The sequence below is a fragment of the Nocardia brevicatena NBRC 12119 genome (genome assembly GCF_000308495.1).
Taxonomy (GTDB): Bacteria; Actinomycetota; Actinomycetes; order Mycobacteriales; family Mycobacteriaceae; genus Nocardia; species Nocardia brevicatena.
In genome coordinates, this window is record NZ_BAFU01000033.1 from 54,419 (window position 1) to 77,065 (window position 22,647).

Consider the following 22,647-nt stretch of genomic DNA (forward strand, 5'->3'; position numbering starts at 1 on the left):
AACCGGAACCGGGTCTGCCGGGCATGGGTGCGAATGGTCAGGAAAGGATGCGTTTCTGAAGCAGGCCGGCGATCTGTTCGGCGGATGCGGGCGTCATATGCACGTTCTCGTCGGTTCGGAGCAGGTAGCGGCCGTCGTTCTGCACATCCAGCCAGGTGTAGTGCAGCGGCGGGGGCGGCGCGGGGCGGTCGAGCCGGGGCTCGATGCGGATATGCCCCTCGGCGGTGTGCCGGGCGCGGAGCAGCTTGCGGATGCGGAGGGCGGCGGGTTCGGTGGGGACGACGGTTTCCTCGTCGCGGACCGCTGCCGTCGACGCCGTGTGGGCCGGCCGGCGTCCCGGCGGGGTGCCGGGGAGCAGAGTGGCGATCCGGGTGCCGAGTCGGGCGCTGTGGCCGATGGACACACGGATCGACCCGCCGAAATCGGGGGTGCTGCCGGGCGCCTGGACGACGAGCACCGCGCGGTCGTAGACGGCGCAGGCCAGGGCGCGGATCTCGCCGCCCGGCCGGTCGGTGTCGCCGACGACGGCCATCCGGGTGTGCGGCGCGGCGAGAATGCGCAGGCAGGCGGACAGGTCGGGGTCGGCACCGAGGGGCAGGCGGTGGTCGAGTTCGGCGCGCAGGATTTCGGCATCGCGCTCGGTGCGCGGGGATTCCAGGACGCGCAGCGGGTACGGAATGCGGTCCAGGCCGGTTTCGCGCCACATATGGGCGAATTCGTCGGGTGTGAAGGTCCAACTCATACCGCGCATCCCTCTGTCGACTCCGCCACCACCGAGCCACCCACAGCCTAACGGGCCCCGGGGACAGGTCGCGCACGACGGAGGTTCGCCGATCGAGCCCAGTGGGAGGTGAGCCGCCCTCGGCGAGAATATGTCGGTGTGGCCGTGCGGGGGTGTCATTTGCGGTACGGTCGCGCCAGGGGATCTCCTTGCGGCACAGTGCCGATTCCCGAGACTTCGGTGGCTGACACATGGCCCGAATGTCCGATATCCACGTGGCTTCTCGGGTTTACTCGAAGGGAGAGTCCTCGGCGGTACGGCGATCGGAATGGAGGCCGGCGTGCAGGTGCTCGGACCATGGAGCGACGCGGCTTCGGTGGCGACCCTGGGCGGGGGGAAGAGCGGGGGACTATACGCGTTACAGACGGCGGGGCTCCGGGTACCGGAGTGGGCCGTGCTCGGGACCGATGTATTCACCGCGTTCGCCGCCGGCGTGCGGCCCGCCGTGCCCGACGGCGAACCGGGACGGGGCGACGATCGGGATACCTCCGTGGCGGGTGAGGCCGCCGAATGGGCCGCGGCGTATGCCCGGGCGGCGGATGTGGAGACGGCGCTGGCCACCGCCTCCCGGATACGGGCCGCCATTGCCGACACCGAGCTGCCGGAGCCGGTTCGGGCGGTGGTGATCGAGGCGTACGAGCGGGCCGGCGGCGGAGCGATCGCGGTGCGTTCGTCGGTGGTGGGGGAGGACGGCGCCGAAGATTCGTATGCCGGGCTGTTCGACACGTTTCTCGATGTCAACGGGCCGGACGCCGTGTTACGGCGGGTGCGGGACTGCTGGGCCTCGGTGTTCTCCGAGCGGTCCGTGCGGTATGCGTTCACCCGCGGTCGGCGACCGGCCACGAAGATCGCGGTGGTGCTGCAACGGTTGGTGCCGGCGCGCGCGAGCGGGGTCGTTTTCACCGCGAATCCGGTGACCGGGGCCGCGGACGAGTTGGTGATCAGCGCGGTGTACGGGCTGGGGGAGGGCCTGGTGTCGGGGGCGGTGGATGCCGATTCGGTGGTGGTGGACGCGGCCGGGGCCGTGGTGCGGACGGTGGTGGGGGACAAGGATGTCGCGTACCGCCCCGCGGGCGTTCAAGGTGCGGTGGCCGAGGAGGTCCCCGCCGAGCGGCGCGGGAAACCGGTGCTGACCGATGTCGAGATCAGCGAATTGGCCGAGCACGGGCGGACATTGGCCGCCGGGCTCGGGGGTCCGCAGGATATCGAATGGGCGCTCGACGACGACGGCTTCTGGTTTCTGCAGACCCGGCCGATCACCACGACCGCTCCCAGGGGACAGGAGAAATCCGCTCCGGCCGCGGATGTTTCGCCCGCACCCGGCGAACGAACCGGTGCCGCGGGAATCGGTTTCACCGGTCCGGTGGACGCCGTCGTCGACCCCGAAACAGCGAAGCGGGCAAGGATTGTCGGCGCCGGCGAAGACGTACCCGCCGGTGAGCCGCGGATCTGGGACAACTCCAATATCATCGAGAGCTTCAACGGCATCACTTCGCCGCTCACCTTCACCACCGCCGCCGATATCTACGGCCGGGTGTACCGCGAGTACGCGGCCTCGCTGCGAGTGCCCGACGAACAACTCCGCCAGACCGACGACTGGGCCCCCTACCTGCTCGGATACTTCCACGGTCGGGTCTACTACAACCTATTGCACTGGTATCGCATGGTGGGTATCGCGCCCGGCTATCCGCTCAACCGCAGGGTGCTCGAGGTCGCGCTCGGGGTATCCGAGCCGCTGCCCGCCGAAATGGTGAAATCCCTGCGTCCCTTCACTTTCCGCGGCCCGCTCGAGCGGCTGCGGGCACGGATGCTCATCACCGCGACCTATATCCGGAGATTCTTCGAAATCGACGTTCTGATGCAGCGGTTCCTCACCGACTTCTACCGGGTCTACGACCGCTACGACGCCTTCGAATACCGCGACGCCGCCCAGGCCTACGCGGTCTACCGCCGGGTGGACCGCGATCTGGTACGCCGCTGGGGCCCGCTCATGGTGCTCGACGCCATCTTGCTGACCTGTACCGGCCTGATGTACCTGCTGACCCGACTGTTCCTGCCGAATGCCCCGGACTGGCTGTTGCTCGCGCTGGTGGGTCCGGGCTCCGATATCGAATCGGCCGAACCCGCCCGTGCCATGACCGCCCTGGCGCGGACCGCCCGCGCCGATCCCGCACTGGTCGAACTGCTGAACTCCACCGATCCCCGGGACAGCTACCGGGCGTTGCGCGAGGCGGGCCGTGCGGACTTCCTCACGGAGATCGACACCTATCTGGACTGTTACGGCTACCGCAGCCTGGACGAACTGAAACTGGAGACACCGGATCTGCGGGAGGACCCGTCGGCGCTGTTCGTCATGCTGCGCAGTGCGCTGGGACGGGTCGGGGAAGCCGAACGTGACCTGGATGCCGCCGACCGGCGCGCCGACGCGGAGGCCTACCTGGACACCCACCTGCACGGTGTACGCCGCCGGCTCTACGACCGGCTCCGAGCCAAGACCATCCGCTGCGTGGCACACCGGGAACGGCTGCGGTTCTGCCGGGCCCGGGCGTTCGGCATGGTGAAGCGGATGATTCGGGTGATGGGTCGTGATCTGTTCGAGCGCGGAACAGTCGACGATTTCACCGATGTCTTCTACCTGACCGTGGAGGAACTGCGCGGTTGTTACGAGGGGGCGCCCACCGATCGGCTGCGCGCGCTCGTCGCCGCCCGTAAGGCGCAGCGGATTCGCGACGCCGGACTGGTCGCACCGGCCCGTTTCACCACGGTGGGGTCGGCGTTCGGGCCGACCGAACTGGTGACACAGGGTTGGGTTCCGGTCGCCGATACCCCGGCCGCACCCGTCGGTACGGTACTCACCGGCACGCCGTCGGCCGTGGGAGTGGTGGAGGGGACGGCGGTCGTGGTGGATGAACCCCGCGATGTGGCGGGCGGGATTCTGGTCGCCTACCGCACCGATCCGGGCTGGGTGGCAGCGCTGCCCTCGGCGTCGGCGTTGGTGATCGAACGTGGCAGTCCGCTCGCCCATATCGCGATCGTCGCCCGCGAACTCGGGGTGCCGACCGTGGTGCAGGTTTCCGGGGGTGCGACGAGGCTGCGCACCGGAATGCGAATTCGGGTCGACGGCGGAGCCGGGACGGTTACCGTGCTGCCCGAGGAGGGCCGCGCTCGTGGAACCTGACGAATACGTTGCGGTAGTGCGCAGTCGGCTGGTCGAACCGGCCGGCGATACCGGGGTGTACCTCGCCGACGAGGCCACCGGCCGGCCGGTCGACGGGCTGCTGCAGGCCGTGAAGTCGTGGGCCGCCGGATGCGGCGAAACCTACCTCGAAACCACATGGCTTCCGGTGGGACCGGTGGGGCTGCATCGGCGCGACACGGGTCCGATACGCCCGCTCCTTATTTCCGACGATGGCGGGTTTTCGACACCACGGTCGCCGATGTCCTGCTCGGTCGTCCGAGCTCGACCACCGGCAAGGACTATCTGCGGTTGTTGCCTGCTCGCTGTCCCGGATTCCGGGTATCTCGGTACCGCGTTGCCGTCGATCGAAGAGATGTTGGCCGAAGTGGTTGTGGAACGGGTGAAGTCATGAGCGACAACGAATCACGGCCGGGTCGCGGGGTCGGCGATTTCGGGGCCGATGTGCAGATGGCCGTGCCGCGCCGCGGCGAAGTGGCCGGAGCGGGGAAACCACCGGTTTCCACCGACGCGGAGGCAATGCGTACGCTGCTGTCCCGGCTCACCCCGCAGCGGGCGAAGGTCGAGGCGTATCTGGGCGATACCTATGTGCTGGAGAGCGTGGAACAGCTGAGCCGGTTGCGCGTGGACCCCGCGACCTTCGCCACCGGCCATTCGCTGCTGCTGCTCAAACCCGACGCCATCGTCGCGCGAGCCGTGGAACAAACCTTGAAATGGTTGAGTGACAACGGTTACCGCGTCATCGATGCGGCGGCAGTCCCGGTCGACCGGCATCTGGTGCGTGCCCTGTGGTATTACGCCTGGAATATCGCCTCCCCGGAGCGGCGCCGGCTGGCCGATCTGCTGGTCGATATCTCCGACGCCCTGGTGCTGGTGGTGACCGGACCCGACGGGGAACTGCCCATCCCGGTCCGGCTGGCCGCCGCCAAGTGCACCACCGACCCGCGGCAGCGCAAACCGGGCGGACTGCGTTGTCTGTTGGGCCGGCACAACTATCTGCTGAACCTCGTACACACCCCCGACGATCCCGCCGATGTGCTGCGCGAACTGGCGGTCTATTTCCCCGAGGCCCGGCGCGCGCAGGTCGTGGTGCGCTCCTACACCGGCGCGGACGGCCGCGAAGCCGCCCGAGCGGCGGCCGACCGGTTCTACGCGCGGACCCCGGCCCGTTCGTTCGACCGCTCGGCCGCGCTGGACCGCGTGCTTCGTGCCTTCGAACGTGACGGTGCGCCGATACCGCGGGATTTCGATCCCGGGTCCGATACCGCCTGTGCGGCCCTGCTGGCACAGGCCTGGGCCGAGGAGCGGGAGTTGGATCCGTGGTCGGTGATCGTGCTCGGCTCGTGCGTACTGCCCATGCGGGTCGGTACACAGGCGCAGACACTGCGCCCGGTCACCGCGTCCGACTGGTTGGAGGGCCGGAAATAAAACCGGCGACGCTCGGTGTCGGGGCGGGTATCTCGTATCGGCTCTTATTCCCCTCGCGGGCGCGGTGCGGTTCTTCCGCTCCGACCGCTCCGACCATCCGCTGTTGCCGGCGGTGGGGTTCATCCTCGTCCTGTATGCGGCGCTGATCGCGCAGTCGGCCGTTTCGCCGCGGTAGCGCGTTCACCACACCCCGATCGGCCGCCGACGGGAGGCTCGTGGGCGGGCCGGTTCCCTTGTGGCCCATGCGGTGTTCCCCAGGGAGACGGTGGGCGGTATCGTCCCGGTATGCCCGAGCGCATCATCCGGATCGCCACCCGGTCCAGTCCCATGGCCGTTGCCCAGGCGGAGCAGGTGGCGGAGGGCCTCGCGGTGTTCGGGGTGGAATCCGAACTGGTGAAGGTCACCTCGGCCGGTGACCGCTGGATGGGTGATCTGTCGAAGCTCGGCGGCAAAGGCGCGTTCGTCAAGGAGATCGATGACGCGCTGCTGCACGGTGAAGCAGACCTGGCCGTGCACTGCCTCAAGGACATTCCCGGAGACATCCCCATCCCGCCGGGTCTGGCGTTCGCCGGGTTCCTCCCGCGCGAGGAGGTGCGCGACGCGATCATCACCCGCGACGGCCGTCCGTTGGCCGAGCTACCCGAGACAGCGGTGATCGGCACCAGCTCGGTCCGCCGCGCCGCCCAATTGCGCCTGCGCTATCCGCGTCTGATGGTGAAACCGCTGCGCGGAAACATCAATACCCGCCTCACCCGGCTGGAGGAGGGCCATTACGACGCCCTCATCGCGGCGGTGGCGGGTCTGTACCGGGTGGGCAAGCCGGACCGTATCGCCGAGATACTGCCCGTGGAGGTCATGTGCCCGCCCATCGGCGCCGGCGTTATCGCCCTCGTCTGCCGTGACGACGACACCGAACTGCTCGAGCAGGCCGGCCGGCTCGACGACCCGGATACCCGCCGCCGGGCCGACGCCGAACGTGCCATGCTGCACGCCCTGCAGGGTCACTGCAATTCGCCCATCGCCGGCGTCTGCACCGTCGAGGCGACGGGCCGTCTTTCGTTGCGCGGCAAGGTGTTCGACCTCGACGGTACCCAATGGCTGGATTCGCATCACTGGGGTGTGCCGGAGGATCCGCAGGCCCTGGGTTTCTTCGTCGGTTCGGATCTGCTTCGCCAGGGTGCGCGCGCACTCATCGATTCCATTCCGCACTGATCCCATCTTTCGGGCGGTGTCGCGTACCGGGGCGGGCCGTCCGTCGTGACCTGTCGACGGGGCGGGTTCTCGTTGCGGTGCCCAGCGGATCTCCGCCGGTTCGTCCCATGATTCCTTGTGAAACCCGTTGCGCGGCAATGTTTAACTTCTTCACGGTGGCGTAATTGAGACAGCCTCGGCCTCTTGGATCGAGAGGTGAGATATATAACCGCTGGTGTTTCACTATTATCTCGGTGAACGGCCGGCGGATGTCGGCTCGGCTCCGGTTCACCCGCCGCCGTAGCGGTAGCGACGCTGTAAAACGAGCGTTATGCTCGGCCGCATACCCGGAACCGGCTGGTCGAGTTGGTTTTTCGCGGGCTTCGAAGATCAACCCGTGGTGGGGCGCCGTCACGAAATACACGCAGGGGAGTTGGGCCCGTGGCCGAATCGTCACTTTCGCCGGCCATCCGTAAAGCCGTGGATCGCGCCCCGGTCATGTGGCAGGGGCCGCTGCCGGCGCTCGGGATATGTGTGTTGGTGAGCGCGGGACCCATTGCGGCCGCGGTTATTTCGGTACCCGACTCGGTCCGGGTGCTCACCGCGGTCTGGGTGATCGTCGCCGCCGTGCTCGTCTGCGCCGCGGTGACCGTGTCGGTGTACTTCCGCGGAATGGCGCGGGCCGCCGAAGACGAAGTGGCGGCGGCGAACGCCAGAGCCGCCGACGCCGAGGCCCGGGCCGCCGTCACCGTCGAATCCGCGGCCGGTCGGCAGGCCGACGCGGTGGTGAGCGAACGCCGGCGCGCGGCGGCGACCGCGGCGATGGCGAACGCGGCCGGTCGCATGCAGGCCATGACGACCAGCATGCTCGCGACGCTACAAGACCTCGAACACCGGTACTCCGAACACGAAGTACTCGCCGACCTGTTGAAACTGGACCACGACACGGCGCGGGCGGGACGGCTCGCCGACAGTATCGCCATTCTCAGCGGCGCCCGCACCGGACGGCGCTGGGCCAAGCCGATCGAAATGGAACGGGTCCTGCGCGCCGCCATGGGACGGGTGAGCGGATACCAGCGGGTGCGGTTGCGGGCCGTCGCCGATATCGCGGTGGTCGGACACGCCGCCGAAGGCGTGATCCACGCCCTGGCCGAACTCGTCGACAACGCCTGCCAATTCTCTCCGCCCACCACCGAAGTCCACGTCTACGCCGCCGAGGTACCGGCCGGCGTGGTGGTCACCATCGAGGACAGCGGGCTGGTGATGAGCGAAACGGCGCTGCGCCGCGCACAGGAGGCGGTATCCGGGAAAACCGATTCGGCCGCTGATGTGGTGCAGGACCTCTCCTCGCTCAACGGCACCCGGTTCGGCCTCGCCGTGGTGGGACGGCTGGCCCGCAAACACGGGCTCACCGTCAACTACCGGCCCTCGGCACTCGGCGGAACGGCCGCCGTGGTGGTCGTTCCGCGCGAACTCACCACCCGGCCGGAGAACCGGACCCAGGCCGTTCGACCGCATCCGCAACCGCAGACCTTCGCCCTGCCGGCATCGCCTGAATCGTCCGACCCGGCGACCGCGGCATCCGATCCGGTGACCGAGAAGTATCGGCCGGTGAGCGAGGTGCACCCGGTCGGCCGGACTCGCGAGGCGCACGGTTTCTCGTCCACCCCGACGCTGGAGCCGGCCCGCCTCGCCTCCGAGTCCTCTCCGCAGCCCAGGTCCGGTATGACCCCCGTGGGGCCGCGGGTTTCCGCCTCCGCCGGGCCCACCGAGTCCGTGCTCCCGCAACGCCGCCGCGGCCACACCCTCGCCGCCGCGCATCCAGAGGGCCTACCCGACCCCACCCGCACCGGTGCCACCGTGCCGGTCCGCCGGTCGTCACCCTCGGCGTTGGGGGCATTTCAACGTGCAGTAACCGGTCGCGGCAACGAGGCCGCGGTGCCGTCCCCCCGTCCCCCGTTCGACGCTCGGGAGAGCCAATGACGACTTCGGATCCATACCAGCTGGATTGGCTGCTACAGCGTCTGCTGGACACCACCCCGCATACCCGGCATGCGCTGCTGGTCGCCTCCGACGGAATCCGAATCTGTCATACCTCCGGCCTGGCGGTGGAGCAGGCAGACCGGCTCTCCGCCATCGCCGCCGGCATCCAGGCCCTGGCCGCCGGCGCCTCGGCCGATTTCGGTGCCGGACGCGGCGGGGTGCGGCAGTCGATGACCGAATTCGACGGCGGGATCCTGTTCGTGGTCGGCACCGGTCTGGGCGCTCAGATCGCGGTCCTGTCCGACGAGGATGCCGACGCCGGGCTGGTGGGGGCGCAGCTGGCCGCGCTGGTCGAACAGGTGGGAGAACATCTGGCCGTTCCGCCGCGACTGGGCCGAGCGGGCGCGCTATGACCGGGCACGGCCGCGTGAACCGGACCCGGCCGCGATGATGTCCCCGACCGTTTCTACACGCTCACCGGCGGCCGTGCCCGCCCCGATACCGATGCCTTCGACATCGTGACGCTGGTGGTGAGCGAATGCGATCCCACGCCCGGAATGGTGTCCGAACACGCGGCGATTCTGAGTATGTGCCGGGCCCCCACCGCGGTCGTGGAGATCGCGGCCGAACTGCGTCTGCCCGTCGGTATCGCCATGGTGCTGCTGTCGGATCTCCTGCACGCGGGCAGGATCACCGTTCGTCATCCCACCCCCATCGTCCCCGACGAGTACGGGTATGCCGTGCCCGACCGGGACACCCTCGAGAAGGTGCTCGTTGGACTACGTAGCCTATGACAGCCGGCCGACCCGAGCCCAGGTCCCGCTGCACAACACCGCCCAGTATCCGCTGAAGATCGTTGTCGTCGGCGGGTTCGGAGTGGGCAAGACCACCATGGTCCGTTCGGTCAGCGAGATCCTGCCGCTGGACACCGAAGCGATGATGACCGACGCCGGTGTCGGTATCGACGATCTCGCCGGGGTGACCGGGAAGACCAGCACCACGGTCGCTTTCGATTTCGGACGGATCTCCCTGACCTCCGAACATGTGCTGTACGTATTCGGCGCGCCCGGCCAGGAACGGTTCTGGTTCCTGTGGGATCAGCTGTTCTCGGGTGCGCTCGGGGCAGTGGTGTTGGTGGACCCGCGGCGTATCACCGACTCCTGGTACGCCATCGACCGGCTGGAATACCAGCGCATCCCGTTCGTGTTGGCCTGCAACAACTTCGAGCCCATCTCACCGCGGCCCGAGGAGATCCGCGCGGCGCTGGACCTGGATCCCGAGGTGCCGCTGGTCGACTGCGACGCCCGCTCCCGCGGTTCGTGCAAACAGGTCCTGATCACACTCGTCGAACATCTGATGACGCGAGTGGTCGCGTCCGCCGAATCGGAGCCGCTGTCGTGACCTATTTCGAGGCCGAGTACTCCCGGGCGGGGGAGGTGCCCCCCGCCGAGGACTACCCAGCCCAGCGGGACGGCGCGGTCCTGCTGGACGGCCCCGGATTCCATACCGACCCGCATCGCCTCTACACGCGGATGCGCGGTGAGCACGGCCCGGTGGTGGCCGTGGAACTGCTGGGCGGTATCCCCGCCTGGCTGGTGATCGGCTACCGCGAACTGCATCAGGTGACCACCGACCCGGACCTGTTCACCCGCGACCGCACCCTGTGGAATCAATGGTCAGCGATTCCGCCGGACTGGCCGCTGCTGCCGATGGTCGGCCCACCGGGCCCGGGGATCTACCACTGCGGCAATTTCGAGCACCGCCGCCACGTCGCGATGGTCGATTCCGCGCTGGAATCGGTCGACCCGTTCGCCCTGCGCGCCGTCTGTGAACAGTTGGCCGACCGGCTCATCGACGGTTTCTGCGGCCGCGGCCAGGCCGATGTGGTCTCCGAATTCGCCGAACCGCTCCCGATCCTGGTATTGGCCTGGATTCTCGGCGTCCCCGAGGGCGACGGTCCCCGCCTGGCGCGGACCATGAAGGCCCTCGCCGACGGCGGGGGAGACGCCCTCGGCGCGTATCAGCAGTTCATGGACCATATGCAGCAACTGCTGAAAGAGAAGCAGGCGCGGCCCGGCGACGACCTGGTATCGCGGATGCTCGCCCACCGTGAACCGTTCAGCGACGAGGAATACCGCCTGGACCTGCAGGCGATCACCGCGGCCGGACACCTGCCGACCGCCGACTGGATCGGCAACTCGGTACGGCTGATGCTCACCGACGATCGTTTCGCCGCCGCGCTCGGCGGCGCCCGGCACAGTATCGGACAGGCCATGAACGAGGTGCTGTGGGAGGACACCCCCAACCAGATCCTCGTCGGCCGCTGGGCCTCCCGCGACACCCGGCTCGGTGAGAAGACCATCTACGCCGGCGACATGCTGCTGCTGGGTCTGGCCGGCGCCAATGCCGACCCGCATATCCGTCAACATACCGGCGACGGCGCCGAACCCGCACATTCCGGCAATGCCGCGCATTTCGCATTCGGCCATGGCGAATTCCGTTGCCCCTATCCCGCCCAGCAGATCGCGGAGATCATCGCCCGCACCGGTATCGAGGTGCTGCTCGACCGGCTTCCCGATCTGGACCTGGCCGTATCCGAGTACGAGCTGCAGCGCCGCCCCTCGCCGTTCCTGCGGGGAACGACCTCGCTGCCGGTCGTCTTCACCCCTGTTTCCGCTGTCGGAGGTCGACTATGAGTTCACAATGCCCGCACGCTCTGACCATCGATCCCATGGTCGGTGATCTGGCAGGGGAGACCCGGCAGCTGAGCGAGGGTCCGACACTGGCCCGAATCGAACTGCTCGGGGTACCCGCCTGGACCGTCACCCGGCACCGGGTGGCCCGGCAGCTGCTCACCGACACCCGGCTGGTCAAGGACATCAACGCCTGGTCACTGTGGCAGGCCGGGGTGGTGACCCGCCAGTGGCCGCTGATCGGCATGATCGACGCGGGCCGTTCCATGTTCACTGTCGACGGCGCCGAGCACCGCCGGCTGCGGATCAAGACCACCAAGGCGCTCGGCCCTCGCCGCCTCGACACCCTGCGGCCGGGAATCGAGAAGGTCACCGCCGAACTGCTCGACAACCTCATCGCCGCGGGCTCGGGCGGCGCGGTGGTGGATCTGAAGTCGGTTTTCGCCTATCCGCTGCCGATGCGCGTGGTCAGCGAGCTCATGGGCGTCGATCCCGCCGACCAGGACAGGCTGCTCACCTGGTACAAGGCGTTCTTCTCGCTGCTCACCCCGCAGGACGAGCGCCTGCGGGTGATCGCCGACCTCGACGAGTACTACGCCGAGATGGTGCGCGCCAAAACCGCTGTCCCCAGCGACGATCTCACCTCCGACTTCATCCACGACACCGAAGAAGGTGTCGAGCCCCTCACCGAGGAAGAGGTCATCGGCACCCTGAAGGCGCTGGTGGCCGCCGGCCATGAAACCACCGTCAGCCTGATCCTCACCACCGTCCGCGCCCTGCTCACCCAGCCCGACCAGCTGCGACCGGTGCGGGGCGGCGACTATCCGTGGGAGGCGGCGATCGAGGAAACCCTGCGCTGGGACGGTCCGGTCAACCATCTGCTCATGCGGTTCGCCACCGAGGACATCACCGTCGACGGCACCACCATCGAAAAGGGTGAAGGCGTCGTCATGTCCTATCGGGCGATCGGCCGTGATACCGAGGTGCACGGCACCGACGCCGACGATTTCGATATCACCCGGCCCACCGCGAACCGCAATATCTCCTTCGGTTTCGGCCCGCATATCTGTCCCGGTGCGGCCCTGGCCCGGCTCGAGGCCCGGATCGCCCTGCCGGCGCTGTTCGAGCGGTTCCCCGACCTGCAGCTCGCGGTCCCGGTGGAGGAGATCACCAACCTGCCGGTGCTCACCCAGAACGATTTGGCGGCGTTCCCCGTTCGGCTGGGGAACTGAGCGCTATACGGGAGGTATCCGAGCTCGGCCGTGGGGAAGGGTGTCGCCGATGCGGCGGCCCGGTTATCGGCGGTCGGGCTCGTTTCAATCCGTTTCCACGCGCTCGAGGTCGGCCATGCCGATCGGCCGGAGACGCGGGGTAGGAATTTCCGATCGGACGTCGGTCGGATGGTCGAAGCAGCGAGGGCCGGGTTCCCGCTTTCAGGTTTCGCGCCGTAGGACGAGGGGCACCTGGGGTGCTGTTATGTTGTGTGCCGCCTCCGACGGCGGTGTCTGCCTTACGGTGTCGGGTGCCGATACGTCGTCGACGAAGCCGTAGTGTCGGTAGACCCATTCGGCCACACTGTCTTTGGTGGTAAATGTGTAGACATCGACATCCCCCAGGTGGTCGAGCCCTCCACGCAGGAGAAGGCCGCCGACTTTTTGGTCGTGCCATGTCGGATGCACATACCACGCGTTCAGCCGGCCTGTGCCGTCCGGGCGGTGCGACACCCAGATGAAGCCCGCGATATCGCCGGTGGTCGTTCGGGCGACGAGAAGTCCTGGCTCACCGCTCGAGGCGAGTCCCGTCCATTCCCCGAGCTTGCGTGGTCCCAGATCCGTCAACAAGAATCTGTCCACATCGGCGGGAGCAGCCCCGGGGAGGCGATTCAGGACGCTTCGAGCTCCGAGCACGTGGGCGCGAGTGATACCCGCCGCGTCCATCTTCCGAGCCGGCCCGATCATGGCCACAGGACTCGGAATGTCTCGACTCGTGTCCAGGTACTCCGGCGTGAAGAGGGCCGGAGCGGCGGCGCCGGTACCGGCGGGCGGGTCGCCGCGGTCGAATGTGTGCTTCAGCGGTTCGGCTTTCGACATGTCGGCATCGGTGTGCACCCGGCTCGTGTGTCGGAACCCTTTCGATCCTATGCCGCCCCGGTAGGTGTCGGTGAAGTGTCCAGCCGCGCGTGACAGCTGGAAGCATATTTCATCGGCAACGTTCGAGAGTGCTTGTATCAGCCTCGTCCCTGGCAACCGACCCCTCCACGTTTCCGTTGTCTCGTGCGCGACAGTGGTGTCGTTGCCATCTTGCGGCACCGATCATGTGCCTATTTCCCGGGGTCGTCTTGAACATTTTTCACCCTCGTCGATGTGTGGCGACCGGTGGTGGGTCGGATCGGCGTTCGGCCAGGTCGACGAAGGTATCGAACAGCCGGCGAATCGTTCCGATTGTGGGACGAAAGAACACAGGGAATTCGGCATACATGGTGCACAGCTCGTGCAGCGTTTCCCCGTATCACACACCGGGTTCGGCGACGGCACCACCGGGAAAACCCCGATCGGCCGACAATGGCTTGTTCACCAGATGTCGGGCTCGGGCTCGCGGAGTTGCCGGTCGGCGTCCGCCAGCCAGGTGGTGAAGCGGGCGGTGAGATCGGCACGGCCGGCGGGACGGACGGTGATGTGCCGGCCACGGGTTTCGGTATAGCGGCCGTCGTCGGTGATGTCGTACCACTGGATGGTGCGGATGGCGTCGGGACGGGTGTAGAGGGGGCCGAGGCGGAGGCCGGCCGAGCCACCGCCGTCGGCGGGGCGGCGCAGGAGGCGGCGGTATTGCTCGCGGGGGCTGTTGTGGGCGTTGTCCTCGAAGAGGGACGTGCCGGCGGGTTCGAGGTCGTCGGGGTGGAAGGTGGCGGCGGGGCGGATGCCGGGGGCACGCGGTGGAATGGCGTGGGCCAAGGCGGCGGGAAGGGCTTCCGGGCGGATCAGGCGCACATGGACGGGACCGTTTTCGCTGCCGCGGCAGAGTTGCCGCAGAGTGACGGCGTAGTGGCGATTGCGGGCGCCCACGATCCGGTATACGCACACCAGGTCGTCGGTTTTGTGTTCGCGGATGCCGCCGAGGATTTCGATGCGGGCCTCGGAGATGGACAGGGTGTGCAGGGCGAGCCCGATTACCTCGAGTTCGTCATCCGAGTAGCGGGCGCGGACGACGGCACGATGTCGGTCGAAGTCGTTCTCGGTGGTGAACCGACTGAGGTATTTCAGTGGGCGCGGGAACCGATCGTGGGCCTCGTTGTACCAGAGTGCGGCGAAATCTTCGGTGTCCCAAGTCCAGTCGGGCATCCGTGTCCATTCATCGGGTCTATGGGCTCTCGGCGTCTCGATTCGCATGGCACGCCGATATCAGTGGTCGTCGGTGTCGTCGTCCGGATTGTTACCGATAACGCCACCGGGAACGGTTTTCGGGGTCTCGCCGAGCAGTTCGGCCGTATTGTCCTGATTGACCAGATAATCCGGGAGGCCGCGTCGGGACTCTTCGTCGCGTTGCCCACCTCGCGTGCCCGTTGTCGGCGCGCCCATCGGACCTGTGCCGGACGGTCCCCGCGCCGTGGATGATCCGGTGGCGAGGGGGGTTGCCCCGACGGTTCCGGGCGTGCCGGGAACACCGCGGCCGGGGGCGGGGGTGTCGGAAACAGGGGTGCCGGGCACGCCGGGTGTACCGGGTGCCCCGGAGATACCGGGGTTGGGGCTGCCCGGAGCGGTCACGCTGCTGGGGACGGTGGATGGCGAGGCCGATGCCGGGACGGTGGGGTCGAGGCCGCCTGGAGCGGTCGGGTCCGTGTCCGGCGCGGCCGTCGGCTCGGCGTGTCCGGGATCGCCGGTGGTGGCCTCGCCCGGTGCTGCTTCGGGCGGCTGCGGATCACCCGGCGGCGCCGTGGCTTCCGGCGCGCCGGGACCGGACACGACGGTGCCGTCCGGTGTACCCGTCGTGGTGCTGCCGGGTACGGGTGGTCCCGTGATATCCAGGGGTTGCGTGGGATCGATCGGCTCGGGGAACACCGGTATCAGACCGTCGAGGCCGAGAAACGGTCGCACATAGTGGTCGTTCATCACGGCCTGCGCCTCTTCCTGCCGGTCCTCGATCACACCGTCGCGGTGGGTGCCGACCCACGGCCAGGAGTCCTTGTGCCACCAGGGCTTCTCTTCGACGGGTTCGGGCAGTCGGCTCTTCGTGTCGACGATCGCCTGCGCCGCGTCCCACACCCGGGTGCCGAGATCGGTGAGCGGGGTGGTGAGTTCCTGGGCGGACCGGGTGTAGCGGGCGATGGCGTCCCGTGCCGCGTCGGCGGCCTCGCCTTCCCCGGCACCGGCGATGGATTTGCCGATACTGGCGCCGAATACCTCGACACCCGCCTCCCAATTGGCGGACAGGTCACTGTAGCGGCCGGCGATCGACCAGGCCTCGCCCGCCCCGAGCGAGGCGAACGATTCGGTGATCTCGGAGTGCCTGAAGCTTTTCGACCGCTCCCCGCCGTCGGTGATCCGCGCCGGTTCGTTGCCGCTCACCGCACCGCCCCCTGTTCGGCCGCCGGTGCTCGTGTCGCGCGGATCGTGTCCGCGATCGATCGCACACTCACCCCCGTATACCGTGCCCTATGTCGTTTGCGCGCCCAACTATATCGACATAGCGGAGGGTGAGTGGGCCGCCGGCCGAGTAAGTCCGAAGTCCGTCGGGGATACTTACCGCCGTGCTCTCGGTGAAGATGAACGATCTGGCGGTCAGGGCCCTGGGTATGGTGTCGGGTCCTGGTTCGATGGAGCCACCGGGAGGGCTCGGCGCCGGCCTTCGCGAGTATGCGGCGCGTGGGATCGTCCGCCGAGGTGAGGTTGTGACGTGGGCCGACTCCACCGCCGACGCCGACAACGCGCCGTCGTTCTTCCCCGATCTCACCGGTTGGGAATGCAGCGACAGTTCATTTCATTTGGAGGACTTCGTCCCGGTTGATGAAGTCATCATCGATGACCAGCCGTTCATCGGGGAGGATGATCAGCGGATTCTGCTCCTACACGGCGTCGCGTTGGCCCGAGTGATAGGCGGCCTTGTCTACGCACTCGACCCACCCACCCCCGTGCGCTGCGTCATCGGCGCCAACGAGACCGACGCCACGTTCAGGTTTCACCGAATTCGCGTCGGCGAAAGCTGGAACCAACCCAACCTGGACGACTATCGACAGGACAAAATGATCGTCGTCGACACCGAACCGGCCGACGATATGGGAAGGCCCTGGACCGACCGGAGCATGGAGTGGTCACCGTAGGCGGTCGATGACCGGGGGACCGGTGCGCCACTGGTGTGGTTGTGCCGGACCTTTATGTAACGGTCGGCGAAGAACACGGTCAGGGTTGTAGGAAGAGTCGTTCGCAGGGGAGGCGCGGCAAACCGTCGGTTGGTCCGGATACCGGCTGTACCAGATCGACGTGCCGGCGTGTGCGGTGGTCGTGTAGGAAATTCACCGCGGCGGTACGGCATGCGGCGAAGAGGAACGATATACCGGCGACGACGACACGGATTCGGATATCCGGTTCGTCGGGGCGTGGTGAGGTGCCCATGGGCATCGGTCACTCGACGATCCGGTATGAGCCCCACATGGTACGGGGTGTCGGAAGCCCGGCGGCGCGCCGGATCGCATCGGTGACGACAAGGCCGGAGGGGCGGAACGGGCAGCGCGGTGGTTCGACCCATTGCCGCAGGTGGGTATCGAGGTCGGTGGGGGAGGGCAGGGCAATGGTGCCGCCGGTGCGGACGATGGAGACATCGAGGCGGAACATTTCGGCGAACAAGTGGACATCGTCGCCGAGATCGGGGCGGATCAGGAACGACCAGCGGTTCGAACGCGGGTGGGCGAGGATGGGACCGGTTTCGCCGTGGCGGCCGGCCAGTTCGGAACGGACGGAGCGGCCGAGCGGGGCGGGCATGGTGACGGCCCATACCCGAGTGGCGCGCATGACGATTCGACCGAGATGGGGTGGGTCCACGATGGCCGGCAGGTCGCAGACCCGTCGGTAGAAGCGACACCTCGTTGCCGGGGTATCGCCGAAAGATATTCGGGCGCTCATGGTTTCGGCAAACCTCGTATTCGGATCGGTGGTGGTGGGGCGCGCCCGGTTGTCGGTCGAATCTGTTACAACCTTTATGGGAGTTGGAGGGATTGGGAGCTCCCGGCCGGGTGCGTGTACAGGCAACACGCACGGCGGACCGGTGGGATGGCGAATCCGGAAATTCGAAGAATTCGAGCGAATTCCCAGCGCTTTTCCCGCCGGGCCGTACGCACAATTCCCGGTCCGGGAAGACAACGAGACCCTAAGGGGGAAAGCATGTCCGAGACGAACAGCACCCTGCCGCGTCGGCAACTCGGGCGCTACCTGCGCGAGGCGCGCGAATCCATCGGTTTGACCCTGGTCGAGGCGGCCAGGCTGATGGAATGGAGCAAGTCCGCGCTGCAACGATTGGAGAAAGGGCAGACCGAGCGCATCCGCACACACAACATCGTGCTACTGGGGGAGATCTACCAACTCGAACGTGAGGAGATCGAGGATCTGAAAGCCCTTGCGGAACAGGCGGCGGTGAAGAGTTGGTGGCACGAGTACGGTTCGTTCATCTCGCCCAGCTTCGACGTATACATGGGATTGGAGTCCAGTGCACGCGAGATAACACTTTTCCAGTCGAGCGTCATCCCAGGTATCGTGCAGACGGCCGACTACTCTCGGACCTTGGATCGACTGTTCTTTCCACACGACACCGATGAGCAGCTCGCAAAGCGAATCGAATTGAGGCGCAGGCGTCAAAGCGTTATTCTCCGCAGAACTCGTCCGGCAACGGTGATGATGACGTTGCATGAATCAACGTTGCGGACGGTGGTAGGCAGTCCGAAAGTAATGGCTGCGCAACTGCGCCATATCGCTGACCTGAGTACGCAACCGAATGTTGAACTGCGTGTACTGGGCTTTCGGGCGGGATTACCTCTCGGCACGCCTACGGGACCGTTTGCGATCCTTGACTTCGGCTCGGCAAGTCGAGCGCACTCGGACGAGCCCACCGTGGTCTACGCAGAGGCTTTCACAGGAGCGATGTATTTCGAGAAGGAAGCAGATGTGAGCAGGTACCGTGAAGGGTACGAAGTGTTACGCGGTGTCGCGCTGGATGTTCGGCCAACTCGAGACCTGTTGCGTGGAGTAGCAAGGGAGTATGAACGTGAACGTTGATCTGGCAGATGCAAGGTGGTTCAAGAGCAGCCACAGCAGTGGAGGCCAGGAATGTGTCGAGGTCGCCTTCGGCGGTCGCGGCATGGTTGGTGTCCGTGACTCCAAGAACCCCTCTGGTCAGGCATTGGTCTTCTCGTCGGCTGAGTGGTCGGCATTCACGGCGTCCCTCGCGGATGGAGGGTTCGTCCCACGGTGAGCTGGGCGCGTCGTTCAACGGTAATGAGCGTGATAGTCGAAGGGCCGAGCGTGAAGTGGTTCAAGAGCAGCCACAGCGGTGGCGGACAAGACTGCGTAGAGATCGCGTTCATTGGCCGTGACCTCATTGGTGTTCGTGACTCGAAGGATCCGAGCGGCCCTGCTCTGATGTTTGGATCAGCGACGTGGTCTGCCTTCACCGGGTGGATCAGCGGCGAGCAGTTCGGTGGTGTGTGACAGGTGAACGGAAGGATACGCCGGCCGTGTGCCGCGTATCCTTCCGTTGCGCTCGCGGTTTTGTCACCTAACCTGGCGCGAGAGGTTCGGGCTGCCCGATACCAGTTTTGCTCTGTGCTGGGTCGATCGGTGTGGGGTGCTCCGGCAAGCGAGTCAGGATTCTGTGGACCCGATTGGCAAAGTTGTCGTCGGACTGCATATAGCGCTGCATGATCTCGCGATGTAAAGTCTGGATATCATCGATAATCTGGTAGTGCTTTTCGAGAATGGCATGGACGCTGTTGTCCGAGCCCTTTCCCTTCTCTCGGAACCGTTGGACGAGGATCTGCGCGGAAGTCAGCCGGGGATTGTCTGCGCCGATACCCCATTGAGCGGCTTCAATATTGGAGATGGCCTCCGCCTCCCGTTGCATCAGGCGGATCAGAGTCTTGAACCGTTCGCAGTCGCGATCGATATAGACGAACTCTTCCGGTTCGATCCGCAGTCCCAGCCGTCCTTCGCGGGCCTCGGTGATCAGGTTCGTCAGTGATCTCCGCGGTGGAGTGCCTTCACTCATGCTTCGGGTCCTCCCCGCTGCTCGCACCGTTCATGCTTGTGGTTCATGTGTTGGGGGGCAAAGTGGAAACCACCTTCTCGGCGAGCGCTACTCCCAGCTCGCAGGTATCAATATGTCCTGTTTCTCGGTTCGATGCCGGATTGTCAAGATGGAATTCAAGGCTGCCGCCCTTCATTTCCACATTGATCGAGCAGACCTCGCTGGGACGAGTCTCGTTCTTCCGTACCGAGATCGCCGGTCGTCCCGCGATCGTGAACTCTCGGCGGTCGATACTGTAGTGCTCGCGAACGAACGGAATCGTTACATTGGTTACCTGGATACTTACCGCATATCCGTTCCCTCCGGCTTTCGCCCAAGCGCAACCGCGCCATTCCGTGTCTCCGGGACCTCGAGCATTTGCCTTATTGTTGGCGATACCCTTGACGAGGTTTTCCGAGTCGAGCACGCTTTGCGGCACATCGACACATGGGTCGTATCCCTCAGGAACCGTGGTCTGCAAGCCGGTGGAGGTGAGTGTGCTGGTGGCACTGGCTCGGGAACGGGAATCGCCCTCGGCGGACGAATCACACCCGGCGACGGCGAGTCCGGTTATGACGAGTCCCGCTGTCAGGACCATGCCCACGGTAGGTCGCATGCTCACCCCCCGCCTTCCGCGCTCCGCGTCGGTCGTCTACCGCGCGACTATAGCCGACATCGTCCGCGCCGGTGCGTCTTGGCGGCGGGTGCTTCAACCCCGGGAGTCGTCCTGTGTGTGAGGAGGATGAACGACGACAGCGCTACCGCGCCGATCAGGGGGTCACGGCGGAGCGGCCCTTCGGCGGGCCGGTGTGACCCGGCCGATTGTCCGTACGACTATTGCCGTTCGGTCACCGTCGCGATGACCGGGAACTTGGTGCTGAGGGTCACCCCGGACATGGGGGTGAGGTCCGGGTTCTCGATGGTCAACTCGAACCGGCTCGTAATGGTTGCCAGCGCCAGCTGCATCTCCATCATCGCGAACGCATTGCCGATGCAGATGTGGCTGCCCGCACCGAAGGGCAGGTACACGTTCCGGTCTCGGGCGGCGACCGCGTCGGCGGCGAAGCGGTCCGGGTCGAAGACGTCGGGCCGGTCCCAACACTCGGGGTTCCGGTGTGCGTGGTAGTAGCTGTACATCACCGAGGTACCTGCCGGGATGTGGTAGCCCCCGATCTCGTCGTCGTCGACCGTGCGACGTTGCCCCATCCATGCCGGCGGCGCGAGCCGCAATACCTCTTCCATTACTTGCTTGCCGTAGGGTAGCGCGGGCAGGTCGCTCATGGTGGCCTGCCCGCCGGCCAGCACGCTGTCGACGTCATCGCGCAGCCGCCGGCGCACCTCCGGGTGCAACTGCAACAGCAGCATGGCCGATGTCAACGCCGAGGAGCTGGTTTCGTGACCGGCGAAGAGCATGGTGACGACCTCGTCGCGCAGCTCCCGGTCGGTGAGTTTCTCGTTGGTATCGGCGTCCGTGGCGTTCATGAGCACCGACAGCAGGCCGCCGCTGTCGGAGTCACGCAAGTCGTCGATCACCTTGTAGACGATGGCATCCATGTCGGCGATGCCGCGCCAGAAGCGGCGGTGGCTGGGCGTTGGAAACTTCAAGGGCACCAGGGGCATTCGCACGAAATGCCCCAGTTCGATGTTCACCTGCTGCGCCGCGTGGGCGAAGGAGGTGACCTCGGGACCGTGGGGATCCAATCCGAACAGCGCCCGGACCACGATCCGCAACGTGAGGTAGCTCATCTGCTCACCGACGTCGATTGTCTGTCCGGTGCGTGCGTATTCGGCCCACTTGTCACACATGGAGTCGATCTCGGCCACCATGATCTCGCTCAGCGCGCTGATTTTCGTGTGGTGGAAGGCGGGTTGAACGAGGCGTCGGTTGCGTTTCCACCGGTTGTGGTCCGCTATGGTCGCCAGTCCGCGTCCCGCGAAGGGCTCCAAGAGGTCGTACATCTGGGTTTCGCGGGTGAAGTTCACCGTGCGTTCCTGCAGGATGTACTTGATGTGATGGGGATGCGTGACCCCGACCATGGTCCCGTTGACCAGTTGGAACCGAAAGACGTTGTCGTACCGGTCCATTGCTTCGAAGAAGAACGTAATCGGGTCGACGAGAAAGCTTTTGGTATTACGGACGCGGCCGGAGACCATCGGGGGCAGCCCGCCGACGGTGGAGGTGGAAGACATTGAATAAGTAGAACCGATCTCCTGTAAATCCGCAGTAGTTCGGCGATTGTGACCCGAAAGTGCTTCCGCGACAGCGAATTCGGTTATGACGAGTCTCGTTGTCAGGACATGTCTACGGTGGGTTGCATGCTCACCCCCGCCTTCCGCGCTCCGCGTCGACTGTCTACCGCACTGCTATAGCCGACAGCGACCGACCGAACAGCCGTAATCGCTCTCTCCGCACGCATCGAGATCCGCCACGACAGCTTCAAGGGGTGACGGATCGGGGCGAGGTTGGCCGCTATGGCGGCAGGGGCGGGAAGTGGTTGGGAACAAGAACGGGCACGTACGCCGGCACCTGGCGATCGACTCAACCGGCTGAACACATCGGTCGACGTCACCGTCACCGCCCGCTTGTAGGAGTGAGCATCATGAGGAGCGCGCTTCGACGCCGACGGCTCTCGGGCGGCGCGGGTGCGGCCCTATCGAGCCGTACCAGCGCCGACGAGCTCGCCGGCGTCCCGTCGCGCATCCGAGGACCCGGTCCGGTCGCGAGTGTCGTCTCGACCGGAAAAACGGCGATCACACCGTTGCCGCAGGTTCGCGGCGGTGACCCACCACAGCACCGTGGGTAACAGCAACCCGACGACGAGCAATGCGAGGGCTCCGCTCACCGGACATCTCCTCCTTGGTCTCCGGTCCATGTCTCGGCGCGCTCGAGCAGCGGGCGCGCTGAAGCGGTATGCCCCGTCCGCCGCGATCGACTCGGGATGTGATGCATATCACGGTGGAAGTGAGGGGGTGGCGGGCCGGCCTGCGCGCCGTGTGGCCAGGTCCGCTCCATCCGTAGGGGCATCAGGGCGAATTGTCGGCGGGGCAGTGTCGGTGCTGATCCCGAGGGGCGGAACCACTTTCTTGCCTATCCGGTTGGCGGGTCCGTG

At 66.4% G+C, this 22,647-nt stretch carries 22 protein-coding genes and 1 pseudogene; 14 read left to right on the forward strand and 9 right to left on the reverse strand.

What is annotated here, in order from left to right; all coding sequences use genetic code 11:
• Window positions 1-37: 37 nt before the first annotated feature.
• Complete coding sequence (locus ON20_RS07015) at window positions 38-742, reverse strand: ESX secretion-associated protein EspG (protein WP_040834167.1); 705 nt, start codon at window positions 740-742, stop codon at window positions 38-40.
• A 307-nt stretch (window positions 743-1,049) separates the two neighbouring features.
• Between ON20_RS07015 and ON20_RS07020 the strand changes: the two genes are divergently transcribed.
• The 10 genes and pseudogenes from ON20_RS07020 to ON20_RS07065 all read left to right on the forward strand — a co-directional run bounded on the left by ON20_RS07020 (window position 1,050) and on the right by ON20_RS07065 (window position 12,504).
• On the forward strand, window positions 1,050-3,959 hold the full coding sequence (locus ON20_RS07020) for a PEP/pyruvate-binding domain-containing protein (protein WP_051161831.1): 2,910 nt from the start codon (window positions 1,050-1,052) through the stop codon (window positions 3,957-3,959).
• On the forward strand, window positions 3,949-4,371 hold the full coding sequence (locus ON20_RS07025) for a hypothetical protein (protein WP_218002461.1): 423 nt from the start codon (window positions 3,949-3,951) through the stop codon (window positions 4,369-4,371). Before ON20_RS07020 ends, ON20_RS07025 begins: the two co-directional genes overlap by 11 nt.
• Entirely contained in the window at window positions 4,368-5,405 is a 1,038-nt protein-coding gene (locus ON20_RS07030) for a nucleoside-diphosphate kinase (RefSeq protein ID WP_245547087.1), read from the forward strand. Before ON20_RS07025 ends, ON20_RS07030 begins: the two co-directional genes overlap by 4 nt.
• Before the next feature lie 285 nt (window positions 5,406-5,690).
• Complete coding sequence (gene hemC, locus ON20_RS07035) at window positions 5,691-6,617, forward strand: hydroxymethylbilane synthase (RefSeq protein WP_040834139.1); 927 nt, start codon at window positions 5,691-5,693, stop codon at window positions 6,615-6,617.
• A 420-nt stretch (window positions 6,618-7,037) separates the two neighbouring features.
• A complete protein-coding gene (locus ON20_RS07040; RefSeq protein ID WP_245547088.1) occupies window positions 7,038-8,579 on the forward strand; it encodes a sensor histidine kinase in 1,542 nt (513 codons plus the stop codon).
• Complete coding sequence (locus tag ON20_RS07045) at window positions 8,576-8,992, forward strand: roadblock/LC7 domain-containing protein (RefSeq protein WP_040834140.1); 417 nt, start codon at window positions 8,576-8,578, stop codon at window positions 8,990-8,992. The genes ON20_RS07040 and ON20_RS07045 overlap by 4 nt, the downstream gene beginning before the upstream one ends.
• 93 nt (window positions 8,993-9,085) lie before the next feature.
• Window positions 9,086-9,373 (forward strand): annotated as a pseudogene (locus tag ON20_RS07050) (DUF742 domain-containing protein); the annotation flags it as partial.
• On the forward strand, window positions 9,354-9,980 hold the full coding sequence (locus ON20_RS07055; RefSeq protein WP_438803385.1) for a GTP-binding protein: 627 nt from the start codon (window positions 9,354-9,356) through the stop codon (window positions 9,978-9,980). The pseudogene ON20_RS07050 and the gene ON20_RS07055, both read left to right, overlap by 20 nt.
• Complete coding sequence (locus tag ON20_RS07060) at window positions 9,977-11,275, forward strand: cytochrome P450 family protein (RefSeq protein WP_281032848.1); 1,299 nt, start codon at window positions 9,977-9,979, stop codon at window positions 11,273-11,275. Before ON20_RS07055 ends, ON20_RS07060 begins: the two co-directional genes overlap by 4 nt.
• The gene (locus tag ON20_RS07065; RefSeq protein ID WP_040834141.1) at window positions 11,272-12,504 is read left to right on the forward strand and encodes a cytochrome P450 family protein; all 1,233 of its coding nucleotides are present in this window, start codon (window positions 11,272-11,274) and stop codon (window positions 12,502-12,504) included. The genes ON20_RS07060 and ON20_RS07065 overlap by 4 nt, the downstream gene beginning before the upstream one ends.
• Window positions 12,505-12,705: 201 nt before the next feature.
• On the opposite strand, the gene ON20_RS07070 is transcribed toward ON20_RS07065, so the two are convergent.
• The 3 genes from ON20_RS07070 to ON20_RS07080 form a co-directional block, all read right to left on the reverse strand.
• Window positions 12,706-13,362 (reverse strand): GNAT family N-acetyltransferase, encoded by a 657-nt coding sequence (locus ON20_RS07070; RefSeq protein WP_157228735.1) that lies wholly within the window; start codon window positions 13,360-13,362, stop codon window positions 12,706-12,708.
• Between the two features lie 480 nt (window positions 13,363-13,842).
• On the reverse strand, window positions 13,843-14,610 hold the full coding sequence (locus tag ON20_RS07075) for an ESX secretion-associated protein EspG (RefSeq protein ID WP_040834143.1): 768 nt from the start codon (window positions 14,608-14,610) through the stop codon (window positions 13,843-13,845).
• Window positions 14,611-14,670: 60 nt separating this feature from the next.
• Window positions 14,671-15,834 (reverse strand): hypothetical protein, encoded by a 1,164-nt coding sequence (locus ON20_RS07080; protein WP_040834144.1) that lies wholly within the window; start codon window positions 15,832-15,834, stop codon window positions 14,671-14,673.
• A 323-nt stretch (window positions 15,835-16,157) separates the two neighbouring features.
• On the opposite strand from ON20_RS07080, the gene ON20_RS07085 reads away from it, so the two are divergent.
• Window positions 16,158-16,586 carry a PM0498 family protein gene (locus ON20_RS07085; protein WP_157228736.1) on the forward strand — a complete coding sequence of 143 codons (429 nt, stop codon included), beginning with the start codon at window positions 16,158-16,160 and terminating at the stop codon, window positions 16,584-16,586.
• Window positions 16,587-16,887: 301 nt separating this feature from the next.
• Here ON20_RS07085 and ON20_RS07095 read toward each other — a convergent pair whose 3' ends face one another.
• Window positions 16,888-17,385, reverse strand: coding sequence for a hypothetical protein (locus tag ON20_RS07095; protein WP_040834147.1), 498 nt, complete (start codon window positions 17,383-17,385; stop codon window positions 16,888-16,890).
• Window positions 17,386-17,643: 258 nt separating this feature from the next.
• Here ON20_RS07095 and ON20_RS07100 point away from each other — a divergent pair, with 258 nt between their 5' ends.
• From ON20_RS07100 to ON20_RS07105, 3 genes are read left to right on the forward strand one after another with little or no spacing between them, the layout of a single operon-like run.
• Window positions 17,644-18,531 (forward strand): helix-turn-helix domain-containing protein, encoded by an 888-nt coding sequence (locus ON20_RS07100; RefSeq protein WP_040834148.1) that lies wholly within the window; start codon window positions 17,644-17,646, stop codon window positions 18,529-18,531.
• Window positions 18,515-18,727, forward strand: a complete 213-nt coding sequence (locus ON20_RS34105; RefSeq protein WP_306306823.1) for a DUF397 domain-containing protein — start codon at window positions 18,515-18,517, stop codon at window positions 18,725-18,727. Before ON20_RS07100 ends, ON20_RS34105 begins: the two co-directional genes overlap by 17 nt.
• A gap of 23 nt (window positions 18,728-18,750) precedes the next feature.
• Window positions 18,751-18,963: a DUF397 domain-containing protein gene (locus ON20_RS07105; RefSeq protein WP_040834149.1), complete on the forward strand. Its 213-nt coding sequence runs from the start codon at window positions 18,751-18,753 to the stop codon at window positions 18,961-18,963.
• Between the two features lie 67 nt (window positions 18,964-19,030).
• Here ON20_RS07105 and ON20_RS07110 read toward each other — a convergent pair whose 3' ends face one another.
• The 4 genes from ON20_RS07110 to ON20_RS37840 form a co-directional block, all read right to left on the reverse strand.
• The gene (locus tag ON20_RS07110; RefSeq protein ID WP_040834150.1) at window positions 19,031-19,519 is read right to left on the reverse strand and encodes a hypothetical protein; all 489 of its coding nucleotides are present in this window, start codon (window positions 19,517-19,519) and stop codon (window positions 19,031-19,033) included.
• 43 nt (window positions 19,520-19,562) lie between these two features.
• On the reverse strand, window positions 19,563-20,135 hold the full coding sequence (locus ON20_RS07115) for a DUF3558 domain-containing protein (protein WP_245547090.1): 573 nt from the start codon (window positions 20,133-20,135) through the stop codon (window positions 19,563-19,565).
• Window positions 20,136-20,371: 236 nt separating this feature from the next.
• Window positions 20,372-21,727, reverse strand: coding sequence for a cytochrome P450 (locus ON20_RS07120; protein WP_051161834.1), 1,356 nt, complete (start codon window positions 21,725-21,727; stop codon window positions 20,372-20,374).
• 461 nt (window positions 21,728-22,188) lie between these two features.
• Entirely contained in the window at window positions 22,189-22,380 is a 192-nt protein-coding gene (locus ON20_RS37840; protein ID WP_040834152.1) for a hypothetical protein, read from the reverse strand.
• Window positions 22,381-22,647: the final 267 nt, after the last annotated feature.